The sequence below is a fragment of the Blautia sp. RTP21359st1_E11_RTP21359_211015 genome (assembly GCF_040910705.1).
GTDB lineage: Bacteria > Bacillota > Clostridia > Lachnospirales > Lachnospiraceae > Blautia_A > Blautia_A fusiformis.
Genome location: NZ_JBDGAB010000058.1, coordinates 1 through 23,209, shown reverse-complemented (window position 1 = coordinate 23,209; position 23,209 = coordinate 1). Strand labels below are relative to the sequence as shown.

The 23,209-nt window shown below is 39.3% G+C and carries 20 protein-coding genes, 1 tRNA gene and 1 CRISPR repeat array; of the genes, 1 reads left to right on the top strand and 20 read right to left on the bottom strand.

Going from position 1 to position 23,209, the window contains the following annotated elements:
• From AB5026_RS15780 to AB5026_RS15750, 7 genes are all read right to left on the bottom strand, one after another.
• Positions 1-231: acyltransferase family protein (locus AB5026_RS15780; protein WP_368213797.1), on the bottom strand; the 231-nt coding region annotated here is incomplete at its 3' end.
• Between the two features lie 114 nt (positions 232-345).
• On the bottom strand, positions 346-1,089 hold the full coding sequence (locus AB5026_RS15775; protein ID WP_059086347.1) for a glycosyltransferase family 2 protein: 744 nt from the start codon (positions 1,087-1,089) through the stop codon (positions 346-348).
• An 82-nt stretch (positions 1,090-1,171) separates the two neighbouring features.
• On the bottom strand, positions 1,172-2,548 hold the full coding sequence (locus tag AB5026_RS15770; protein ID WP_022427091.1) for a sugar transferase: 1,377 nt from the start codon (positions 2,546-2,548) through the stop codon (positions 1,172-1,174).
• A 212-nt stretch (positions 2,549-2,760) separates the two neighbouring features.
• Positions 2,761-4,122, bottom strand: coding sequence for an ABC transporter substrate-binding protein (locus AB5026_RS15765; RefSeq protein ID WP_368213795.1), 1,362 nt, complete (start codon positions 4,120-4,122; stop codon positions 2,761-2,763).
• 143 nt (positions 4,123-4,265) lie between these two features.
• Complete coding sequence (locus AB5026_RS15760; protein WP_022427089.1) at positions 4,266-5,183, bottom strand: carbohydrate ABC transporter permease; 918 nt, start codon at positions 5,181-5,183, stop codon at positions 4,266-4,268.
• Positions 5,183-6,046, bottom strand: a complete 864-nt coding sequence (locus tag AB5026_RS15755) for a carbohydrate ABC transporter permease (RefSeq protein WP_015525321.1) — start codon at positions 6,044-6,046, stop codon at positions 5,183-5,185. Before AB5026_RS15755 ends, AB5026_RS15760 begins: the two co-directional genes overlap by 1 nt.
• A 79-nt stretch (positions 6,047-6,125) precedes the next feature.
• A complete protein-coding gene (locus AB5026_RS15750; protein ID WP_021651250.1) occupies positions 6,126-7,262 on the bottom strand; it encodes an ABC transporter ATP-binding protein in 1,137 nt (378 codons plus the stop codon).
• 648 nt (positions 7,263-7,910) lie between these two features.
• Here AB5026_RS15750 and AB5026_RS15745 point away from each other — a divergent pair.
• On the top strand, positions 7,911-8,504 hold the full coding sequence (locus tag AB5026_RS15745; protein WP_161209943.1) for a 50S ribosomal protein L25: 594 nt from the start codon (positions 7,911-7,913) through the stop codon (positions 8,502-8,504).
• Positions 8,505-8,653: 149 nt separating this feature from the next.
• Here the strand turns inward: AB5026_RS15745 and AB5026_RS15740 are convergent, their stop codons facing one another.
• The 13 genes from AB5026_RS15740 to AB5026_RS15680 all read right to left on the bottom strand — a co-directional run bounded on the left by AB5026_RS15740 (position 8,654) and on the right by AB5026_RS15680 (position 23,209).
• Positions 8,654-9,967, bottom strand: coding sequence for a CRISPR-associated protein Csm6 (locus AB5026_RS15740; protein WP_161209945.1), 1,314 nt, complete (start codon positions 9,965-9,967; stop codon positions 8,654-8,656).
• A 35-nt stretch (positions 9,968-10,002) separates the two neighbouring features.
• Complete coding sequence (gene cas2 / locus AB5026_RS15735; RefSeq protein WP_021651247.1) at positions 10,003-10,338, bottom strand: CRISPR-associated endonuclease Cas2; 336 nt, start codon at positions 10,336-10,338, stop codon at positions 10,003-10,005.
• Entirely contained in the window at positions 10,316-11,317 is a 1,002-nt protein-coding gene (cas1, locus tag AB5026_RS15730; RefSeq protein ID WP_161209947.1) for a CRISPR-associated endonuclease Cas1, read from the bottom strand. The genes cas2 and cas1 overlap by 23 nt, the downstream gene beginning before the upstream one ends.
• A 68-nt stretch (positions 11,318-11,385) precedes the next feature.
• A CRISPR array of direct repeats spans positions 11,386-13,785; the repeat unit is 36 nt; unit sequence GTTTCCGTCCCCTGTCGGGGAACTACATTTCTCAAT.
• 156 nt (positions 13,786-13,941) lie between these two features.
• Positions 13,942-15,036, bottom strand: a complete 1,095-nt coding sequence (csm5, locus tag AB5026_RS15725; protein WP_173741155.1) for a type III-A CRISPR-associated RAMP protein Csm5 — start codon at positions 15,034-15,036, stop codon at positions 13,942-13,944.
• A gap of 2 nt (positions 15,037-15,038) precedes the next feature.
• Complete coding sequence (gene csm4 / locus AB5026_RS15720) at positions 15,039-15,938, bottom strand: type III-A CRISPR-associated RAMP protein Csm4 (protein WP_368213792.1); 900 nt, start codon at positions 15,936-15,938, stop codon at positions 15,039-15,041.
• A gap of 36 nt (positions 15,939-15,974) precedes the next feature.
• Entirely contained in the window at positions 15,975-16,640 is a 666-nt protein-coding gene (csm3, locus tag AB5026_RS15715; RefSeq protein WP_173741156.1) for a type III-A CRISPR-associated RAMP protein Csm3, read from the bottom strand.
• Between the two features lie 12 nt (positions 16,641-16,652).
• Entirely contained in the window at positions 16,653-17,048 is a 396-nt protein-coding gene (csm2, locus tag AB5026_RS15710) for a type III-A CRISPR-associated protein Csm2 (RefSeq protein WP_021651199.1), read from the bottom strand.
• Positions 17,038-19,413, bottom strand: coding sequence for a type III-A CRISPR-associated protein Cas10/Csm1 (gene cas10, locus AB5026_RS15705; protein ID WP_368213790.1), 2,376 nt, complete (start codon positions 19,411-19,413; stop codon positions 17,038-17,040). The genes csm2 and cas10 overlap by 11 nt, the downstream gene beginning before the upstream one ends.
• Positions 19,406-20,146, bottom strand: coding sequence for a CRISPR-associated endoribonuclease Cas6 (cas6, locus tag AB5026_RS15700; RefSeq protein WP_021651201.1), 741 nt, complete (start codon positions 20,144-20,146; stop codon positions 19,406-19,408). Before cas6 ends, cas10 begins: the two co-directional genes overlap by 8 nt.
• Before the next feature lie 469 nt (positions 20,147-20,615).
• On the bottom strand, positions 20,616-22,127 hold the full coding sequence (locus AB5026_RS15695; protein ID WP_021651203.1) for a caspase family protein: 1,512 nt from the start codon (positions 22,125-22,127) through the stop codon (positions 20,616-20,618).
• A gap of 3 nt (positions 22,128-22,130) precedes the next feature.
• Positions 22,131-22,334 carry a hypothetical protein gene (locus tag AB5026_RS15690; protein WP_368213789.1) on the bottom strand — a complete coding sequence of 68 codons (204 nt, stop codon included), beginning with the start codon at positions 22,332-22,334 and terminating at the stop codon, positions 22,131-22,133.
• A 30-nt stretch (positions 22,335-22,364) separates the two neighbouring features.
• Positions 22,365-22,892 carry a hypothetical protein gene (locus AB5026_RS15685; RefSeq protein ID WP_021651205.1) on the bottom strand — a complete coding sequence of 176 codons (528 nt, stop codon included), beginning with the start codon at positions 22,890-22,892 and terminating at the stop codon, positions 22,365-22,367.
• Between the two features lie 247 nt (positions 22,893-23,139).
• Positions 23,140-23,209, bottom strand: a tRNA-Trp gene (locus tag AB5026_RS15680).

Genomic DNA, 23,209 nt, shown 5'->3' with positions numbered 1-23,209 from the left:
CACATTCTTCAGTACATCCTGTGGCTTCTTGGAAAGATATCCAGATATAAAAATAAAAGCAGGCATGTGAAAAATGGTGATCCCATACCATACATAACGCACCACCATGTCCACCTTGACCAGCTGAAATGCGATCAGATGATTAAATACGACAAGAAAGATCAGTACTACTTTAATGTTATCGACCAGGTAAGAATACGGAACTCCCTGGCTATCCGTTCTCTGTTTCATTTGTTTCCACCTTGTAATATTTGATAAAAGTATGAATAAATAATAACATATATTTATGAATTTGGAAATAAAGAATTAATATATGTCAGAATTATTCACCTCTTCCAGAATTTTTCAACGGTATTTCCATATCCCGTGGAGCGCATAGGAAACAAAGAAAAACAGACTCTTCAGCGGACCATATCCCACATACCGATACACCTGATAAGTCATTGCCGCAGACTTCAGCTTATTTCTGGATTTTCCCCCTTCACTGAGCCGGTATTTCAGGTAAGGTCTGTTGATCCCTGCTGCAAATCCTCCCTTTCTCAGGATCCGGAGCCAGGTAATGTAATCTTCATGGCTGTCATCATGTTCCATTGGAAACGCAAGTGCATCTTCTCTGCGCAGCAATACGGAAGAACAGTTGATGCTGTTATGCTTCAGAAGCTCCCTGTATGTGATCCGTTCCTTTACCGGAATATATTTGCCGGTAGTGCGCCCATCCGGCGTCATCAGTTCTCTTCCGGTGGAGCAGATCGCACAGCCGGTCTGTTCCATAACCTCTGTCTGGGCTTTCAGCTTGCCCTTTTCCCACCAGTCATCCGCATCCAGAAATGCGATATATTTTCCCCGGGCTTCCTTTACGCCCCGGTTTCTGGAACGGGCAGCCCCCATATTCTGTTCATTTTGGATATAACGGATCTTTCCGCTGTCCATATATTTCATTACAGCAAGTTCTGTGCCGTCTGCAGAACAGTCATCAATGACCAGCACTTCTACCGGAACCTCCTGTCCCAGTGCTGATTCGATCGCTTTTCCAATATATCTTTCCCCGTTATATACGGGCATCACTACGGAAACCAACGGCTTTTCCATAAAAACAACCTCCGTCCTCTCTATCCACAAAATGCGCGTCAGGATGATCTGCCGCAGCCTGACACGCATTTCGTTTCGTTACTTATTTTTTGTCTTCGGAATCCTTAAGAGCGTTCTTCTGATTATCATCCACGCCCTCGGAAACTTCTTTCTGGAAAAAGATCTTTACAGTCATAAACAGAAGCTTGATATCCAGAAGGAATGAATAATTTTCAATATAAAACAGATCCAGCTTCAGCTTATCATACGGTGTGGTGTTATATTTGCCATATACCTGAGCATAACCGGTCAGTCCGGCTTTTACCTTAAGACGATAGTGGAATTCCGGGATTTCCTGCTCATATTCCTGCATGATCACATCTCGTTCCGGCCGTGGACCTACCAGAGACATATCACCCATAAACACGTTAAACAGCTGGGGAAGCTCATCCAGATGCAGGTTACGCAGAACATGTCCTACCGGTGTGATACGGGAATCGTGCTTGGACGCAAGACGTGCTCCGTTCTTCTCGGAATCCACACACATGCTTCGGAATTTCCGGATGCGGAATTCCTTTCCCTGATAGGTAAGACGATCCTGGAGATAAAATACCGGACCGCCGTCATAAGCCTTCACCGCAATGGCAATGATCAGCATGATGGGTGAGGATACGATGATCCCAAGTCCGGAAACAATGATATCCAGAACTCTCTTGGCTGCACGCTGCTCCATGGAAAGTCCCTGATTCCTGCACATCAGAAGCGGCGTATCAAACAGATGGATCCTGTCTGTTCCAAGCAGGATGATATCGGAAATCTTCGGGCTCATATAGCAACGGATGGAATGAGAAAAACAGTATTTCAGATACCTGTTTCGGATCTGGGACGGAAGATCCCAGATGATCACGCCTTCATAATCTTCCATCATGGCATGGATCTTCTCTTCGCCCTCACGGATATGAACCTTACCGCTGATATCGTATTTATCCTTTCGGGTGTTCATCTTGTGGATCACATCACCGGGATCACGGTCTCCGTAGATCACCAGCAGCCTTCTGGCTCCGTACAGTCTGGAGTAAATATACCTGGAGCCCCAGATCCACAGTACCGTCACAACAAGCTGGACTCCGGTCATTTCGATCACCGGTCTGGCCGACATAAACCATCTGTTGATCAGTGTGATCTGAAAATACGTCACAACATTGGTACAGATCGTTGCCAGCGTCAATGAATAAAATACATCGATACGCTTCAGATAGCCTACCTTCAGACCTCCGTAAAGCTTGGCAAACATCAGATAGATCAGCGCATAGATCAGGATCATTACCCAGTTACCTTTTCTCCAGAATGGCTTCAGGATCAGGTCACTGTAAAAATCATACCATACATAAGCAAAGATCGCTGCCTGTGCGATCACGATCAGACTTGCCAGACAAAATACCACAAATCTCTTATAATCTTCTCTTTTACTTCTATTCACAGATTTTTCTTCCTTCCTGAGGAGTAGATATTAACTTCATCATTATAGCCAATATATACTCTTACGTCCAGAGATTCCTCTGATTTTTCTCCTGATATTTTCCTGTCAGGATGTTTTTTTCCGTGACTATAGCAAAAATCCCCAGGAGCTTACCCGGGGATTTTTGGCTGTATATATTTATTTTTCTTTTTCAGTTTCCACGCCTTTTCGAATTATTCATTCACCAGGTTATACTCTTCGATGGATTTGTTGATGGAATCTGCCATGTTTTTCACAGCTGTATCCACATCCTCTTTTCCGTTGAGCATGCTCTCAATCTCGGATTCCACGGTAGCTCTTGCCTCCGGGAATACACTTAACAGAGCGCCTACATAGTCGGCAGAAGAATCATGGAGCTGGTCGATCGCTGTCTGGAACTGCGGATATTTTGCAACATTAGCCTTAAATACCTGCTCTTCCTGAGCCTTTACAGTTACAGGGAAATATCCGGTCTGTGCGTTCCAGTAAGCCTGAGACTCCGGAGAGATCAGGAATTTTACGAACTCCCATGTTGCACGAAGCTTTTTCGGATCATTGTTGTTCAGTGCCCAAAGAGATGCACCACCGATGGAAACACCGCCCTCGTCACTGGATTTGATCTTCGGGAAGTATGCAGTACCAACCTCAAATTTTCCGTTTACATCCTGAAGGATCTGTTTCAGGGAAGCTGTGGAGCCAAGAGTGATCGCAGATTTTCCTGCTGAGAAATCTGCCAGACCAGCATCGCCGCCTTTTCCTACGACCGGTGCGAAGCCCTTGTCGTTAAGATCCTTCCATGCTGTAAGGATATTCTTTGCAGCATCATTCTCGTCAAAAGCAACAGCTGTAGCAGCCTCTTTACGTCCGTTTCCGTTGTTTGCATACTCAAGGACCTGCTTTCCGATAAACTGCTCGAAGAACCATCCGTAGATTCCAAGAGACATTACCTCGCCTGCGCCGCCTTTGTCCAGAAGATCCTGTCCGATCTCACCGATGCCCTCCAGGCTGTCCGGAATTTCTGTGATGCCTGCTTTATCAAACATGTCCTTGTTGTAATACATGATCGGTGTGGAAGAGTTGAACGGCATGGAGTACAGCTCATTGTCGATGGTGTAGTATGCAGCCAGGTTCGGCTCGATCTCAGATACATCGTAGCTATCTGCGTCGATCATCTGCTGCATAGGCACGATCCATCCGGAATCGATCATGAATCTTGTTCCGATCTCATATACCTGTACAAGATCCGCACCCATGTTTCCGATCTGTGCACTTTTCAGCTTGTTCAGGGAATCATCATATTCCCCCTGATACTGAGCATCTACCGTAATTCCGTATTCATTCTCATCGTTGAATTTTTTTACCAGTGTATCGATCGCCTCACCATTGACACCACCCATGGAATGCCAGAAGGTAATGGTAGTTCCATCTACATCGGAAGCATCTGCCATTTCCACTTTTTCATCTGTGCCGGCATCTGCGGCGAATACAGTTACTCCGGAAAGAGAACCGATAGTCATTGCTGTGGTAAGGAAAGCTGCGATGATTTTTTTCTTCATAACTTTTTTCTCCTCTTGAAAAATTTTCTCTTTTTTCATTTTTTTATATAAGATGAACTGCCCGTCTTACGACTTTGCAGTATCTTTTTGCATTATTTTTCCCCTTACAGCAGGATGCTGCAGGGTTGCTGCCTGCTCCGATATCAGCCCTTGACTGCACCCGAGAACATTCCTCTGATCAGCTGTTTCTGTCCAACGATAAAAATGGAAATGGACGGAATGATGATCATAACAACGCCTGCGATCATCAGGGTGATGGACTGTGAATCCACACTATCCAGCATACTGATACCGATCTGAACGGTTCGCATATTGTTGGAGCCTGTTACAAGCAGCGGCCACATGTACATATTCCATGCGTTGATAAAGGTATACACTGCCATAGCGCCAATAGCGGATTTTGTCAGCGGAAGCAGGATCCTTACGATAAATTTCAGATTGCTGCAGCCGTCAAGCTTTGCCGATTCATACAGTGAGATCGGGAAAGTCATGTAAAACTGACGGAACAGGAAAATTCCCATTGCGGATGTAAGGTAAGGCACGATCAGTACCTGATAAGTATCCAGCATTCCCCAGCTTGATACCGTCAGGTAGTTGGAAATGATCGTTGCCTCTCCCGGAACCATCATGGTTGCCATCACAACCATGAAGAGAATACCTTTTCCTTTGAATTCCAGGAAAGAAAACGCAAAAGCAGCAAGAGAACAGGTAATGATCTGTCCGATGGTAATGCATCCCGCCATGATAAAGGAATTCAATATGAATCGGAGAAGTGGAACGGTGCGGAATGCATTGATAAAGTTGGAAAAGGTCGGATTCTTGGGAAAGAGATTCAACTCTGTAGTAAACAGTTCACTGGAAGGCATCAGTGCAATACTGATGGCATAAAGCAATGGAAGCAGGATCAGAACTGCAAACACCACATTTGCCGTAACACGGAGCGCTGTTCTTGTCCTTCTCTTTGCAAGAGCCTTTGCATTCATAGCTTTTTTCAGCTCCAGAAGCTCCTCTTTTGACATGTTTCCCACTGCCGGGACTGCCATATTTTCCATCTGGCTCATCAGTAATTCACTCCCTTCTTCTCAATACGGAACATGATCAGTGTGATGATCATGATGATCACAAACAGGATAACAGACTGGGCTGCCGCACTTCCGAAGCGGTAGTTAAAAAACGCATCCCTGTAAATGGAATAAACAATAACATTGGTAGACTCATTAGGACCACCCTCTGTCAGGATCTTGATCTGTCCAAAGGACTGAAAGGCCTGTATGATATTTACCACCAGTGTGTAAAACATGATCGGGGAAAGTCCCGGAAGCGTCAGGCTGAAAAACTGCTGCACACTGCTGGCTCCATCCACAGAAGCTCTCTCATAAATGGTCTCATCAATATTCCCGAGTCCTGCGGAAAAATACAGAAAATTGATCCCGCTGTTCAGCCACGCAGTAAGAATGGCTACGCAGATCAGAGCCGTGTTCGGATCGTTCAGCCAGTTGATATCCAGGCCGGTAAGCTTGTTCACAATACCTACTGCCGGGTGGAGCATGATCTGGAAGATCATTGCTGCAGAGCTGGATGCGATAGCCATTGGCAGAGCATAGGATGTACTGAACACCCGGATTCCCGGAAACGCCTTGTTACAAAGCACTGCTGCGATCAGACCAAGAAGCATGCCGCCGACCACAACGATCAGCACAAAGATCAGCGTTACCTTCAGACTGTTGATAAAGGATGCTGACTGAAGCAGTTCTTTATAGTTTCCCAGACCAACGTACAGCTTTGCCTGTCCCATCTTGTTAGTCTTGTAAAGACTTAAATAAATTGTTTTCACAAACGGATAAAACAGAAAAATTCCAAAAATAAGCATACAAGGCACCAGATATAAGTACGGTGTGATCTTGCTTTTGCTGTTATTTTCCATAACTATTTCTCCTCCTTGCATAATCAGATTCTATCTACAGGCTGATCTGCCTGTACTCAAGCTCTTCCGTGACATAAATTCATGACACAAAAATATTTTCTTCTGTCTCCGGATCAAACACATGGGCCTTCTCCATATCAAAATACAGAGAAACCTTCTCCCCTACCTGTGTCTGATTTTCCGGACTTAAGCGGACTGCCAGGGTTTTGCCCTGCTCATCAAAATAGAGGATCACTTCCGCTCCCAGCATCTCCCGGTTTACTACAGGCTCATCTACATCTACGCTTTCATTTTCAATACCAAGCTTTTTCGCCTCATCAAACTCGTAGATATCCTCCGGACGGATTCCAAGGATCACGTGTCTGCCGTTATATCTGTCTGCGATCTGTTTTCCTCTGGTTCCGTCCAGATAAACCTTTTTCACAGTTTTGGCATCATCCAGAAGAAGGGCCGTGCGATTATTTTCTTCTGCTTTTACCGTACACCGGAAAAAGTTCATGGACGGAGAACCAAGGAAGCCTGCCACGAAAAGATTTACCGGATTGTCATAAATACTCTGAGGCGCTCCCACCTGCTGGATCAGACCATCCTTCATGACCACGATCTTAGTCCCAAGAGTCATGGCCTCTGTCTGGTCGTGCGTTACATAAATAATGGTGGTGTCCAGCTGTTTATGTAATTTCACAAGCTCCACACGCATCTGAGCACGGAGCTTTGCATCCAGGTTGGAAAGGGGCTCATCCATGAGAAAGGCTTTCGGCTTCCGGATAATTGCACTTCCAATGGCAACTCGCTGTTTCTGACCGCCGGAAAGAGCCGCCGGCCTCCGGTCAAGAAGCTGGTCGATCTCCAGGATCTTTGCCACCTCATGGACCTTTCTGTCGATCTCATCCTTCGGAAGCTTACGGATCTTCAGGGCGTATGCCATATTTCCGTAAACCGTCATGTTCGGATATAAGGCATAGTTCTGGAACACCATGGACATTCCCCTCTCCTTCGGTTCCAGATAATTGGAAAGCTCACCGTCGATCCACAGCTCACCGTCTGTGATCTCCTCCAAGCCTGCGATGATACGCAAAGTGGTGGATTTTCCACATCCGGACGGACCTACAAAGATCACAAACTCTTTATCATGTATATCAAGATTAAAATCCTTCACACCGTAATGCTCCGAATCAAATTGCTTACATACATTTCTAAGTGCAATTTCTGACATTATTTATCTCCTTTCTCTTCTCTCGCTCACATAGTTTGTAGTATAGGATTTTTCCGGCTGTTCAGATATCGTGATTGAGATAAAGCTTTGTGAATTGTATGTTAAATTGTTTCAGAAATTATATGCAATTCCGTTAAATTCTTTCTCCAGAGTAAAATACCCATCGTGTTATGTTGCCACCTTCTTTCGCCGTCATCTCTGTCCTGCATCATATCTTCCAATTTTTATTACATTGATCACAACAGCTCTCTCCAATATGTCAGCAATATGGATATTTCCCGTCTCCTCGCATATCTGAATCAAATAAAAATAGAATATTCATATTTAATACTTGCCTCTCTTCCAGATAAATGCCAACTTTCAGGCTTTTATGATCACTTGATTTGTGCAATTTTTTATGTTGTTTTAATTTTTTCTGTAAAATCTCAAATATATACTTTGTTTTTGTCTAATTTTACCCTTGAAGTTTTGTACATAAGTTAAACAATACAAAATATTATTCTTAAATTTTCTAACTTTTTGTTAGCCACCTCGTCCGAGAAGTGCTATAATAATCCCAGTCAGAAAAGAAATGCAGAATTCGTGTTACTGCGAACAGCGCGAACAGCAACATTACCGGAATCCATGCATCAGGAGGAGGAATTTGACATGATCACATTGAAAGCAGAGAAAAGAAACCCGAATGTAAAAGCTAAAAAATTAAGACGTGAGGGTTACGTCACAGGAATTCTTAGTGGAAAAGAAATGAAAGAGCCTGTAGCACTTCAGTTTAACGGTGCCGAGGCAGCCAAATTCATTAAAGCAAATAAAGAAGGTACACAGGTTTACTTGGACATCGAAGGCGAAAAAGTTGATGCCCTGGTAAAAAATATTGACTATAATCCAATTGAAAAACAGCTGATGGCTCTGGATTTCCAGGCACTGGTAGCCGGTGAGAAGGTTTCCACAACAGTCGCTGTTAAACTGGAGCACACCGACATGGTTCAGGGTATCGTTGAGCAGGAGATGGAAGAGATCCACTACAAAGCAGATCCGTCCAACCTTCTTGACACCATCGTCATCGACTTCAACGGCTATCCTGCAGACGTCCGTGATATCCATGTAAAAGACCTCCCGATCCCGGAAGGCAAACACGTCCACTTCATCACTCCTGAGGATGCAGTTGTTGTTCATATCGGTGAATATGAGGCAGCTCCGGAAGAGGATGAGGACGCTGAAGGCGCTGAAGCTGAAGCGAAATAATTTTATAATTTCATATGAAATATTTCAGGGGATTGCCTGGTGGCAATCCCCTGGTTTTGTTTACATAATTCTAAGAATGTTATTTCATTTGTAATTTCTTTACCTCATCCAGCAGCAATTCATTTTCCCATAAAAGGGAAATAGCATACTCATCTATCCAATTCTTCAATAATTCTCTTATTCATATAATCATACGAATCCCAATTTTCTTTTCTGGTATTTATTTTTACCTGTTCGCAAATATATTTCAGCAGCCACAAAATATCTTCTACACTCCTGCCAGCTTGTTCTTTAACCCACTCAGGTGTAGCTGACACAATATTATGAGCTGCAATATTTCTGACATTCTGCTCAATTTCTACCAGACCTTTAGTTCTCTGTTTTAATAAATCATCTTTACATTTTTTCTCAATAATTGGTTGCAAATGGCTTGAATATACTATCCCATATCTAAATGGATAAAACTTTTCATTCATAATACCCAATACTTCTGTGCCATCTAATTTATATCTATCCCATTTTCTTTCTTTTTTCTTATAATACTGTGTAACATTAATTTCGCAAAATTGCTCAAGGACCATTTCCAGCAGATCAATGATTAATGGAGTAATTCCTCTGATAAAATCTGCATACTCTCCACGTTTTACTTTTAAATCTAAAGCCAACAGATATTCAAACAAGATTTTCTTTTTATTTTCTTGTCTCACTGCTGAAATAATTCCATTATTTTCTGGTAAAACCCTGTTCATTCTCTCCCAGTCCAAAACTGCTCTCGCATCTGCTGACTGTAACCACTTCCATGCCACAGGATTTAATTCATCCTTGATTTCCTTACCAACTGCCAGCGCTGCATGATAATCATAAGATAATAAGTGCTTTTTTATCATATCGATTTTCAGTAGCCGCATCAGATTCAGACACTTCACTTCCTGGCATCTGTTTTCTGCACTTTCCTCATTATCTTCATTCAGTTCCCAGTTCGCTTTAACATCATATTCGTCTCTTTCTTCATGTTCCAGATTACTTTTCTTCTGTGGAGTAGACACCTGTATTGGCAAAAATCTGTATTCCGCCAACGTTGCCATAATAAGCAGTGCACTTTTCATACCAGGTGTTCCGGATGCCATATTAACTAATAACTGATCTTCTTTCTCTTTTTGTTCTTCAATTTCTGAAATAATTTTCCGGAATTCATCATAAAACACATCATACTGTTGAACCTCTACCATATCAGGATTTTCAATTATATGTACTTCAAATTTGTGATTCAAAAAGTCCCCTAACAGATTCAGGGTTTCTACATATCTATTATCTTTTTTATGGTTCTCTGCCATTTCTTTGGATAAATACAGATATACAACATCTGGTTCATAATATCTGCATATATGAAGCATTGAACCATCATATAAATACTTTATCGGGTCTGTGTTTCCAATTGGCGAAAATAAATATTTTTTTCCCATTTTTTATACTCCCTTTTTTTATTTTTCATTAGAACTTATATTAAGATAATTTCTTCATCAAATTCTGGCACCTCTCCCCAGGAAATGACTTTTTCTCTTCCTGACACCTTATATATCCTGACGCTGTCTTCACATTTATCGATATAATGAGGAATTTCCTCAATCAATTTATTGTATCGTTGTTTTGTCAACATTGCTTCAAACGCCGATTTTTGCACCCTTATTCCATAACCAGATAAAAGTTTGGCAAATTTTACTCTTTTTTTGTTCTCTACAATATCATAAATGATCAGAATAAATTCCTTATCTGATTCCAACTCTTCTGATATCTGAAAATAATAGTCTTCATCATCGAATGGTAATTGGCTCATAAAGATTTGCATTCCCTTCTTCTATTGCTTTTGCCAGATGTTCCATTTGCAAAAAAATGCCTCTTCGAAAGCTTACTGCATAATCCACATATTTTAAATATCGCACTTCTGTCTGGAATTTACGCTCCAGCTTATTCAGATATATTTTCAGACCATCTCTCGTCAGATAACATCCTGGCTCATCCATGCTGAAATTAAAATGTTCTTTTTGTATTTCATGTCCATTGATCATGCTCATTGCGGTTGCATCTACAATTACTGCTCGCCACTCTTCCATCATATCACTTGCCAATGTTGGATGTTTTTCTGCATCCCTGTGAATAAAACCGAAATAAGGATTTAAGCCTTTCATTTCTATTTTACAATACACTTCATTCATTAATATTGAATAGCCTAAACTGATCATAGAATTAAATTCATCTCGTGGTGGTCTACGACTTCTTCCCTGAAAAGAAAACTCTTTATCAATGCAGGCTGCCAGTCCTTTAAAATAATATTTAGCCGCCTGTCCTTCAAAACCGATCATTTCCTCAATTCTATTACAAGTCATGATCTTATTTTTACAGATTGTCAGCATTTTTTGCTCTTCTTCCAGGTTAATCCCTCTGCTTTTTTCATATCGACGTAATACTACACTTTGATTTTTAATCTTTGCACAAAGAATCTTCATAGCAAGTGTTGCAGCAAATTCTGTATCATAAAGAGCACTTTGTTTTCTCTGTCTTGACACATTAACATGTCCTGTTGAAATCAACCGGCCAAAATATTTCCCGCCCTTCGAAAAATAGCTTACCGGAATCCCTCTGCTCATACATTCTTCCGCACACTGAGTTGTCATTTGTGAACGCCCCATGATTGTAATTCCATCTAAAGATTCAATTGGAATAAGACGTTTCATACCGTCCTTATAATTCACAGTACACTGATTTGCTTCAACTCCGATAGTCGCTCCATTTTCATTCACATACAAAAATCCCATTTTCCACCTCCGTATATTACATGTTATCAATAAAGTTTATTGTTCTGTGCTCGAATAAATGGATAGATATTTCTGTCCCCTGTCGGGGAACTACATTTCTCAATGAATCGACCGTACAAGGTTAGCCAGAATCGAACTTGGGTTTCCGTCCCCTGTCGGGGAACTACATTTCTCAATTTGGGATGATAGCTTTGTTTTTGGAACTTGGATTAATAGTTTCCGTCCCCTGTTGGGGAACTACATTTCTCAATATTTCCTCTGGTCTCAAGAAAGCATGGAGGGAAGCAGTTTCCGTCCCCTGTCGGGGAACTACATTTCTCAATTATAATAAATAATGTAATAAGAAATAACTTGTGTTTCAGTCTCCTGTCGGGGAACTACATTTCTCAATAATCAGTCCACATGACTGCATCAGATGCGCATTTTACGTTTCCGTCCCCTGTCGGGGAACTACATTTCTCAATGCAATTAAAACGTTCATTAATGATAATTTTGGGTTTCCGTCCCCTGTCGGGGAACTACATTTCTCAATCAGTATTTATGGATCTTGACAGAATTGCCCGTGGAAGAGTTTCCGTCCCCTGTCGGGGAACTACATTTCTCAATACATATATAGTTCTTAGTAAAGCTTTCTTGCTTTACTGTTTCCGTCCCCTGTCGGGGAACTACATTTCTCAATAACGAAATACATAACGATTGTAAAAACTTTTCTAAATGTTTCCGTCCCCTGTCGGGGAACTACATTTCTCAATGTGTCAAATGCCACAGTGCTTCGCCACATGGACATGCTGTTTCCGTCCCCTGTCGGGGAACTACATTTCTCAATAATTATGGCAAAGAAACAGTATACTATCATTAAATCGTTTCCGTCCCCTGTCGGGGAACTACATTTCTCAATTCCGCAAGCTGTGATTGTAGATGGATGGCACAGAGTTTCCGTCCCCTGTCGGGGAACTACATTTCTCAATCAGTTCTTCTTTTGTAGTCGTTGAAGTAGATTCTTGTTTCCGTCCCCTGTCGGGGAACTACATTTCTCAATTTTACGAATCATGTCCATACGTTCGGAATAATAAGGTTTCCGTCCCCTGTCGGGGAACTACATTTCTCAATTGAAAGCTAAATACGATTTAATCAAAATGGCTGGTTGGTTTCCGTCCCCTGTCGGGGAACTACATTTCTCAATCGTTGGGTTGCAACTGATGAAAACGGTAAAAGATGTTTCCGTCCCCTGTCGGGGAACTACATTTCTCAATCTACTTGTAAATTTGAATAAAATCAGGAGGATAACACGTTTCCGTCCCCTGTCGGGGAACTACATTTCTCAATCGTGATAATCGATGAAAAGATATACGAGTACGAGTTTCCGTCCCCTGTCGGGGAACTACATTTCTCAATGGGCGGTTGATGTATTAAGTAGCAAAGCTTTCTGCCTGTTTCCGTCCCCTGTCGGGGAACTACATTTCTCAATATTATGGACACTTTCAAAAAAGAGTTTTCAAATGTTTCCGTCCCCTGTCGGGGAACTACATTTCTCAATTTTTTCATACCTAAAATTCCTATCAGGAGGACGTAAAAATGGTTTCCGTCCCCTGTCGGGGAACTACATTTCTCAATAATACGGAAAACATTATTGTTATGATGTGAAAATAGTTTCCGTCCCCTGTCGGGGAACTACATTTCTCAATAATGCCTAAAATTCCTGTATTGATCATTCTTTGTTTCCGTCCCCTGTCGGGGAACTACATTTCTCAATTTTTCGTTCTTTCCCCTATGGGAAAGTTGGGACAGGGTTTCCGTCCCCTGTCGGGGAACTACATTTCTCAATCAGATATACATGAATTGTATTATTATAAATATAAGCGTTTCCGTCCCCTGTCGGGGAACTACATTTCTCAATAACTTAGCCGCTTGTCCAACGCCCCAAAGCGATCTAAGTTTCCGTCCCCTGTCGGGGAACTACATTTCTCAATTGAAAATGGGAATACTTACATTAGCAAAGATAAGGTTTCCGTCCCCTGTCGGGGAACTACATTTCTCAATTGGATCGATGCTGGTTCCATGCAAAGCCAGATAGTTGTTTCCGTCCCCTGTCGGGGAACTACATTTCTCAATAAGAAATAAACACCACTTAAAATAAACGGAGGTATAGTTTCCGTCCCCTGTCGGGGAACTACATTTCTCAATATGGTGCAGATTACTTTAAGTTTAATGAAACATACGGAGTTTCCGTCCCCTGTCGGGGAACTACATTTCTCAATTGTTTTGTGCCACCCTCCAGAATGATCACAATATAGTTTCCGTCCCCTGTCGGGGAACTACATTTCTCAATACAAGGGTGAAACATCATCAAAAACCCGTTTAAAGTTTCCGTCCCCTGTCGGGGAACTACATTTCTCAATAAAAGTCGGTGAAACATACGATACAAAAGTATTGTTTCCGTCCCCTGTCGGGGAACTACATTTCTCAATACCATCCCTGCAATCCCGCCACCAGTCTGGGCTCATGGTCGGGATTGCGTGGGAAAAATATTTTTGGAAAAATAAATAAAATGCATTTGCTTAAATCGGCAGCAAACTCAGTATTTAAGCCATGCGCGGCAAAATCCAAACAGATATTCTCTTTTATTAAGAAATATCAATTTCACATTGTCCCATCATATATTCTTTTCCCTGATAGCGGGTACATTTCAAGATATGTGGTGAAACCCTCATTCTTGTATCTTTATAGTGCTTATGATTTTGTGGCACACCTGTTCTGTCAAAGATATCTTTTGTTATTTCAATACCTTCTTTTTCGCCAAACATAGGATAAACAACCGTTTTTGAAACAAAACCACTTCCACCACCAAGAAATACTGTATTAGGTTTACCTCTGTCACATCTCGGAAATTTACTCTGGAACATCTGATAATACTGCTCATAAAACAATTTTACTGCATCCAAAATATCCTCAATTTTTAGATTACATTCTGTTTCATCTATTGTCAATGAGCTTTTTATCACAGTTCCAGGTTTAATACACTCTCTCAGAAGATTTAATGTTTTATATGATCCATCTACATGTTGTTCCCACTTCTGACATAAAACAATATCTTCTCTACTCAAAGGTTCACTATCGCCTACGATAATACCAGACATATTGTCAAATTCCACATCTTCTTTATCCGTATGCTTTAATGTACAAAAAGCCTTTTTTTCAATTATTCCAATATTTCGGTTCAAAATTTTACGATTTTTTCTCCCGGTACTCAATTCACTCCTGATCTGACTCTGATCCCTTTTATACTTTATCTGATCTTGATCAATATCCTTGCTAAGTAAAATCGTTCTAAGCATTCCTTTTAACGAACTTCCCGGTATATACGGATTTCCATAAGGATCTGTCACGCATGTCATGATCTGCAATCTGCCTTTTTCTTCGGAGCGGTCTCCTACATTTTCTGTATATTTCATACACCTTTTCAGATCTGTAAGCGAAACATGGTTTCTGATACTCCAATGTTTTAAATCCTCACGTGTATCTTCAACCATAAAACGCTCAAGATCATTCTGTATATGCAATTTTTGTGCCAGAAAATACAGCTTCACAGCATCCACAACTCCAATTGTATTCCTGTTCAGAAAAACATATTCTTTCTTTTGTATTTGATTCCCATCACCTATGAATACCGGACCTTTCACAGTCAACTGTATCTGATATGTTTTTAATTTCTGTCCCATTTTTATACCCCCATGAAAAAAGCTTTTGCATAACGGAATATTGGATGAGTTCCACCATTTCTTTCTTCTATGACTTTTCCTTTAAAAGTATTTACAAAACAGGAACCCGCAGAAAAAACATAAATATCACTTTTTCGCATTTGCTGAGCGGCATATGTTTGAGAATCTATAAATCCACTTCTTTTGAGCAAACTATATGTTGCTCCTTTCAAAATATCTTCAAGTTCTTCATCTTCGGGAAGTGCTGTTGATAAGAGTAAATGCATCGACGCTTTTTTGGTCAACTGTTCTTTTATTTCTCTCGGAATATCACAAACCCTACATTTAAATCTTCCCATCCCAGAACTTTTTTTGCCACCTAATCCTGTATACTGGAGGCTTTCAAATAACTCGTCCAAACATTCCTGATCCTTTTCTGATTCCATTCCGGCTATTATATATAAACCGGAGCCATCTGTAAAATGATATGTACTTACACGATATGGCTGAGGCTCTTCCATTCCACGGATCCCTACTGAAACCTTCATTCCATTAGTTCCAAGATACTGCATATCTTCCATATGTTCTTCCGGAAACGTTCCATTTATAAAAGCTTCCACTGTGTTTACCGGAATATACTTTAAATTCTTAAACATTTTTTTCTGTCTGGAATTTCCTTGTTTCTCATCATCATCCACACGAACAGAGATCATTGGTTTAGGAATATAATAATTTTTCCCTATGTATGGAAATGCATCTGATAATACTATCCTACCTTCTGAAACAGCATTCAAAAATTCTTTCTGCTTTTCCATCTTTAATGCTTCCTGAAACAATGCAGCAAATAATGTATCTGCATGAAAGGTGATCTCAGTACTGTCCAGATTTTTACTTCCGAAATGAACTCCTGTCAGAAATTCCAAACAATACAATTTATACTCCAAAGTCTCTCTCCTCCATTATGCGTTTACGACTTCCTTGAGAATTTCATTACATTTATCAATTAATATATTATCGACATTACCGATCACGCCCTCTGCATGCACATTGTTGAACTGAATCTTACCATAACCACGAGATCCACTTCCTCCCAGATAATCGTACTGTAATAATTTCATTCCCTCTGCCAGAGTTTGCATATCTTCTATAAATTCCTGCTCATTTTCCATTTCATAGATCAGATCCAATTCAAAAACTGACCCTCTGACCACTCTCTCAATCTGACGCGGATTCGCTACTGCAGTAAGTCTTGAAATAGAATTTTCAAATTTAACTTCCGTCATACTCTGAAGTCCTGCTTCTCTTAATTCCTGTTCATTTGCTAATACCATATCAGAAAACAAAAGCCTGCTTCTTTTGATCTTATTTTTTTCTGAAGATCCAAATAATCTGCTGATACGCTCATGATCACCTTTCGGTTCTGTTATCTGCTCATTGAATTCTTTGGCAAGAAGACTTCTCATTTTTCCCTTTAAGGAACTACCTGGTATCATAGGAAGATTTGTTTTCACATCTTTCACAACAGGTGAATCTACTGCTCCTATTGCAGCAAAGGCTCCGCTTCCACCTATATGCATACCTGTCTTTACTAAAATATCTCCTGAAATCTGAATTTTTGCGTACATATTCTTTCCCCCTTACTGTTCTTTTCCACCATAATATTTATGAAACGCGATCAGTGCCTCCATATATCTGCTGAATAACAGATAATTTTTTTTACTCTGTTTGATCTCCTTGAGTATCTCTAAAATTTCTGCCTGCTGCACAAATTCCTTTACTTTAGGTTCTCGCCCACATTCATACATAAAACGCACTCGAAGATACTCAATTCTTCCACAAATCTCATCATCCAGTTTTTCTGAAGATTTTGTAAGAACCTGATTGTAAATATCTGCATTCATAGCTAACAGATTTCTAATCTTAGAGGTTGTAACAATATTGATTTTTCCTCTATATTTTTGTTTTGAATCTTCCACCAATTTCTTTATAACATTTTCTGCTTTATCCACACAATTATTATCATTAATCCTCATCTTTACCCTCTCCTTTCCGATTCATATAAGCATAAAGATTAATTGCTGTTTTCAACTGTCTGCAATCCTGGTCTGATTGGATCCACTCATACATCTTTTTTGATAGCTGTCTGTATTTTTCTTTTTTCGGTCCTTCTTCTGATGGTTCCAGTCTGGAAAGCAGATACATCATTCTTGCAAAATTAATTTTTTCCTCATGTCCACGTACAAGTTCCAACATTCGGTATAAAAATGCCATACCTCTGTCTTCTAAATCCTCAAAGAACTCACTCAATGCTCTATATTTTTCCTGAATCACTTCTTGATCAAATTCTTCCCAGGAATATGTACCGTCACTGATTTCTTTTTCCTCTTCACCTTCTTCCACCAGATGTCTCTCCCCATCTTCCATGATGGTTACTGCATTTTTTCCTGGCATTCTTTTCGATTCAGACTCCATAGCTCCCGTCTCCTGCGCGATAGCTGCAATAGGATATGAATCTTCATAAATACCAATACCTGCAGAAATGCTTAATGTTCCCTGTGTGTATTTTCGGAACATTTTTTGCAGATCTACAGAAAGCTCTATTACATCATTCCATGCACCGACAATAAATACATCATCTCCACCAGAATATACGATCGTGGCCTGACGTTCCTTTATACCTTCATTTCCTTCCAGCGAATATTCACCGTTTTTTAACAAAAATCGAATGTAATATTTAAAGAAAATAGATAACTGTCTGGATAATGCCGCAGTTCTCGACAAAGTCACATATCTGTCTCCATTTCTTTTACTCTGGAAACCGGATACAATAGCCTGTCCAAGGTTATCTACATCAGCACGTAAAACTCCAATTCTGTTAATTCCCTTTGATTTCTTTGCAAATTCCTCAAATGTATCTCCTGTAGTATAATCTCCCACCCATAATTTAGTCGCGATATGTTTTCCGGTATACATTTTATTCTTGGAATAAGCGCGCACAAAATGATCATCCTTTTCCATTCGTCTGCTTAATGATTCTTTTGTATCTGCCACAAGGTAACATCCTCCTGGTAATGGCATGCCCTCTTTTTCTTCTGAATTTCCCAGGACCACTGAAAAGAACTCACTATACAGAACATTCTTGGACAAGCTTTCTATTTTCCTGCATAATGGGCAAACACCTTCATCATCTACCCGCCCGATTCTTTTACAAACCCTACATTCTCTGGAATAATCCCTGAGTTTTTTATGGTTTAACTTAATAATATCCTGTGCACAATATCTATGTTGTTTCTGTTCTGAAAGCATTTTGCTCATCTCCCGGAATAACTGTCCATAACTACCCTCCGGAATATTACGAAAAGCATTTCCAGTACATGCCACATAACCAAAAGCAACATACAATTCAATCTGAAACTGTTCCAGGAGCCATTCTTTTAATTCCTTTTGAAATTCATTTATCCTGTCAACTGTCTTTTTTGTGTTAGCCAGAAGCAGATAACAGTGCCCTCCGCCTGAATATAACAGATTCGCTCTGGACAGCTCCAGCTTATCAAGCAGCAGATCAATGATATGTTCCATCATGATTTCAAGATAAAAAGATCTTGCACGTAAAGTTCTTAATGCATTTTTGGACGTGATCGTATAAATAAATTTCTGAATACCTGAAATATCCATTGAACATAATAAAAAAGCTTTTTTATCATAAAAATCCTTTTTATCCAGAAGCTCTTCTTTATATTTCAAATGGTTTTCATTTAAATAGTCATACATGCAACTGGCGATAGCAGCTGTAAGCTTTACATGATCAAACAGTGAAATATCACTTAGTTCTCCCTTTGAAGTAGAAGATGGTACATAAGTAAGATTTGCTTCCATCACCGCTAACAATGAATTCAGATATTCGTCATTCCAATCCATTCCTTTGAAATTATCCAGCACTCTCTGTCGGATCTTCATATAAAATTCTTTTGAAAAACTTCTTTTTTCAGGAGTTGGATAATTAACATTCCCTTTATCTTCCATGTCCCCCGGAAGATAATAATATTCCTGATCATTTTCATTTAATATATTGAAAATACTCTGCAAAGGAACTGACAGATCAAATCCGGAAACATCTTCGCCCTCTTTCTTTCTCCTGTCTGCAAAAGCTGCAATATTATCTGCAAGATACACAATATACGCCAGATCATTTTCCTGCAGTTTTGCCCCCTTCAAAGCAGATATATGATGATATCTTACACAATTTAAAATTTCTTTATCATCAATACCACCATTTTCCTTTAAAAAATCATAACCGGAAATACTGTGATTTCTACGATCATCCCCCTCTCTGTATACTACTTTTCCAATATCATGAAGCAGACTTCCTATAATCAGTTTAATTTTTTCATCAGTCATCTTCATTCCTCCTGATATATTTCATTGCACCCATTCCCATTCCTGTCTTTATTCCAACACCGGAAAACTCTCCAAATTTTGCCAGCATCCTTACATACCTTGCCATTGTTTCCGGACCCTTGATATGGATACAAATATTTCCTATAAATCCTGTAATGTTCGTTTTTTCCAATGGAAACGGTATTGTCTGTAAGCGATATCTTACAATCTCACTTTGTGTCACAAGTTCTTCTAATGTATCTTCATCATACATATTAAACTCTTCCGATGCAGCACTGAACTTTCTCATAAGGCTTCCATATATTAAACTTAAATCTGGATATATTACATATTTTCCATCTCGTTTAAATGATGTGGGCGTTTTAAAACTTAATTCCAAATATCTGGAACATTTATTTTCATAGAATTCTTTTATCAGTTCTTTATCTTCTTTGATCCTTACTGTTTTATTTAATAAATTTACTGTTTTATTCTTTTTTCGTAACGTAATCGTATCAAGCTTTGTCATTGGAAGCAAAAGCATTTCGTAGGCTTCCGTATTTAATGTTTTAAGATACCAGATAGTTTTTCCTTCTTCTTTTAAAATGCATTGACTATATGGATTTAACTGATTTCCATGTAGCTTTTCCGCATATTCTGATGAAATATTCTCCATCAGTACTCCCTGCAAGTTTGATGACTGTTGAAAATTAATTTCGTTTGAATCAAATTCCACTTTAAGTTCTGCATACATTTAAAAAGCCTCCCATCACACCTTCTGCCCATCCTGCAGTAACGCCTGCTTCAGTTCATCCTCAATCTTGGCAAGCTCTGCCTGGGCTTCGCTGCGTTTTTTTGTTCCTTCTTCGTGGATCTTTACTAAATCCCAGAAACAATGCTTCCCATCCTATACCTGTTTTTCTTCTAATTGTCTTCATTCTTTCCCTCCAGTAAATCTCTTCCTTTGAATTCTTAATAAAAAAACATTACTCTCTCATTTTTGTAAAGAAAGTAATGTTTTCATCACACCGATATTATATTTACTACGAAATTTCACCTCAGTTCTGTCGATTTTATGTTATGTAAACTTCTTGCTTTGCTGTATTAAACTATGTGTGGTTTTTATCAGAATTCAACAATTTTCTTAATCAGATTATACGATTTTTATACATAAAAAGCAATTAATTATTGTCTAATTTGCATATTTGGCGTTAATTCAGACTTTATCTACCTTTTTCGTCAATTATTTTCAGCTTTTCCAGTCCTTCATAATACTTTCGAATGTTATTCTTTATCAGCCACTGGTTTCCATCTGTATATTCTTCATCTTTATTCAGCAAAAGTGCCATATCCAATACACAGCCTGCCAGATCTTCCACTATGTTGAAACGATCATGCAGATCATCTGGTACTGTGGGAATTTCCGTCATTTTAAAATATTCCTCATATACCTGTCGGATCCATTCTCTGTATGTTTCACGAATTTCTGAAATTGTTTTTGTCTGATTATCAATTTCTCTGATATCTGCAATATATCGTTCTGCCAAAGATGTAGTCTGGCATAACGTTTTCTGAATTCCGGACTCGAACTCCTCTCTGGTAAGTTCCGATTGCTGAAGTCTGCGCACGGATTCATAAAAAGAATCTGTAGTTACCCATATACCTCTTATTATTGAAGAATTTTTCTGTTCTGAATAATATTTCTTTTTCCCACTTCTGTCGCAGGCCCATATACTTCTGGCAAAATATCTATGATTGACCATATCACTCTCATCATGTCCAAAATAACACCATACAGCCCTGGCTGACATATTTTTAAATTTTGTTTCTGAAACTGCCGTAGAAAATACATTTAAATTTCGGACATAGGATACAATCTCTTTCGTTATTAATGCTAATTGCTTTTCTGCACAATATTTCTCCGATATCATTACAAATACTGCCAAACGTTTTTCTTTCCTTGAAGATAATGGCTCTACATTTCTTATTGTATAATTTTCTGCTTTCAGATACACTTGTAAAGTCTCATACGAAGTATATTTCTCCACCTCAAAGTATATGGTACCACCGATTCTCCCTCGATATATTGGATGCTGCATCTTATTAGGGTTGTTTTTATTCCATGCTTTTGCAATAGCTAATACTTCCTCATGGATATCAAAAATAGAAATTTTTCCTTTATGGATTCTTCGATTAACAGTCATTGCTGTTGTTAACATTCCTGTATACAAACTGTGGTTCTTCCCGGGTCCGAGCCATGAACTCTCATTAGATGATGAAGAAGCAAGAACAACCGTTCCGTTTCCTGCAAAAGTAGTGATCGCTTCCTCCAATTTCATTTGTTTGGCTCCGGAAACATAAAATTTACCAGAATAACAGCAATCCAAAATAATAATTTTATTTTTTGATTTTAACTTTTCTACGAAATCAATGATGCTCTGAATATTGATCATTCCATCTGAAAAGCACAGATCTCCATTGCAGCCATGACCGGAAAAATACAAAATAAATCCATCCTCTTCCTCAATCATACTGGAAAATTCCATCAATGCACGCACAAAACTTCTCATCTTTACAATTCCAGAACTCCCTAGAGTTCTTATTGTATCCTTCGAAAGCCTTAGACCTTCTATTAATGCATTTTCCATTAATTTAAGATCCATCTCATAGGATGGAAGGCTCAAATTTTGTTCATATATTCCAACTGAAGTTAATAATGAGTAAAACTTTCCCATCTGTTATCTGACCTCATCTTTATTTTTTCCATATTTTCGACTCAATCGAATCACTGCATTTAATGCCTCCACTTCATGGTTTGGTTCTTCGAATTCATCCGATGTATATTCATGAATATTTCCCAGCTGTTCATCTGTCATCTGTGTGACTTTTTCCACGATTTCTCCAATTTTTGCTGTTCTTTCCTGTTTTGTAAGTGATGACATATTAATTATCTCCTTTCCGGATCTTACCAGTTATTCTCCAAGTATTGGCTGCCCATATTCTTCTAAGGTGAAATTTAATGCCATAAGATCGTACACCTGATGCTCAATAAAATATTTTATGATCAGATCGCCTTTGTTAGGTGGAGAAAGTGCATATTCCGCCCTGGCTAAAAGATCTCTTGCTGCTTTTATATCCAACTTTAATGCAAATACAAGTGCCAGCACTGTACTCTTTCCGGGATGATAAGCTGGATTACTTCTAATCTTCGAAAATAATCTTCTGTCAATACATGCTCTTTTATATACTTCAACATCTGACATCCCACTCTTATCTATCAATTCAAAAAGCTTTTCATGAAAAGAATCTCCCGCTTCGTCCAAAAGATGCTGCAGATCCATGGACTGATCTCTGGTCAGTTCTTTTCGTTCAGGAATATCTACGAAGGGTGCATATTTTTCGTAAAGTATATTTTCATCTGTTACTGGTAAATATTCCTTATAATTTATTTCTATATATTGAGCCAGCTGTTCTATAAAGGCATTTTCCAAACTCATCATATATCTCCTATATTTTTATGATTATGCCTATATTTTATCATTTAAAAGAATGAAACTCTATGCAATCCTGGTTTACTATTTCTGTGTATTTATATTTTATTTCTATATATTACCTAATTGGTCTCCTGGTAGACGACAAATTAATAAAAAAAGATACCTTTTTCAAAGCATCTCATAAACAACAATATAGAAAATTAAAAAACGCTGAAAAATCCTGATCTACAAGACTTTTCAGCGTTACTAATAGCAGGGGATGAGAGAATCGAACTCCCACCAAAGGTTTTGGAGACCCCTATCATACCATTTGACCAATCCCC

What these genes read in the sequence shown, in the direction of transcription:
- AB5026_RS15760 (WP_022427089.1), bottom strand. Translation starts at nt 5,183, where the DNA reads ATGAGCCAGATGGAAAATATGGCAGTCCCGGCAGTGGGAAACATGTCA.
- csm3 (WP_173741156.1), bottom strand. Translation starts at nt 16,640, where the DNA reads ATGTACGCAAAAATTCAGATTTCAGGAGATATTTTAGTAAAGACAGGT.
- AB5026_RS15745 (WP_161209943.1), top strand. Translation starts at nt 7,911, where the DNA reads ATGATCACATTGAAAGCAGAGAAAAGAAACCCGAATGTAAAAGCTAAA.
- AB5026_RS15755 (WP_015525321.1), bottom strand. Translation starts at nt 6,046, where the DNA reads ATGGAAAATAACAGCAAAAGCAAGATCACACCGTACTTATATCTGGTG.
- cas1 (WP_161209947.1), bottom strand. Translation starts at nt 11,317, where the DNA reads ATGGGATTTTTGTATGTGAATGAAAATGGAGCGACTATCGGAGTTGAA.
- AB5026_RS15685 (WP_021651205.1), bottom strand. Translation starts at nt 22,892, where the DNA reads ATGATGAGTTTGGAAAATGCCTTTATAGAACAGCTGGCTCAATATATA.
- csm5 (WP_173741155.1), bottom strand. Translation starts at nt 15,036, where the DNA reads ATGGGACAGAAATTAAAAACATATCAGATACAGTTGACTGTGAAAGGT.
- csm2 (WP_021651199.1), bottom strand. Translation starts at nt 17,048, where the DNA reads ATGAGGATTAATGATAATAATTGTGTGGATAAAGCAGAAAATGTTATA.
- AB5026_RS15765 (WP_368213795.1), bottom strand. Translation starts at nt 4,122, where the DNA reads ATGAAGAAAAAAATCATCGCAGCTTTCCTTACCACAGCAATGACTATC.
- AB5026_RS15740 (WP_161209945.1), bottom strand. Translation starts at nt 9,967, where the DNA reads ATGGGAAAAAAATATTTATTTTCGCCAATTGGAAACACAGACCCGATA.
- AB5026_RS15690 (WP_368213789.1), bottom strand. Translation starts at nt 22,334, where the DNA reads ATGTCATCACTTACAAAACAGGAAAGAACAGCAAAAATTGGAGAAATC.
- AB5026_RS15750 (WP_021651250.1), bottom strand. Translation starts at nt 7,262, where the DNA reads ATGTCAGAAATTGCACTTAGAAATGTATGTAAGCAATTTGATTCGGAG.
- cas6 (WP_021651201.1), bottom strand. Translation starts at nt 20,146, where the DNA reads ATGTATGCAGAACTTAAAGTGGAATTTGATTCAAACGAAATTAATTTT.
- cas2 (WP_021651247.1), bottom strand. Translation starts at nt 10,338, where the DNA reads ATGAGCCAATTACCATTCGATGATGAAGACTATTATTTTCAGATATCA.
- AB5026_RS15775 (WP_059086347.1), bottom strand. Translation starts at nt 1,089, where the DNA reads ATGGAAAAGCCGTTGGTTTCCGTAGTGATGCCCGTATATAACGGGGAA.
- AB5026_RS15695 (WP_021651203.1), bottom strand. Translation starts at nt 22,127, where the DNA reads ATGGGAAAGTTTTACTCATTATTAACTTCAGTTGGAATATATGAACAA.
- cas10 (WP_368213790.1), bottom strand. Translation starts at nt 19,413, where the DNA reads ATGACTGATGAAAAAATTAAACTGATTATAGGAAGTCTGCTTCATGAT.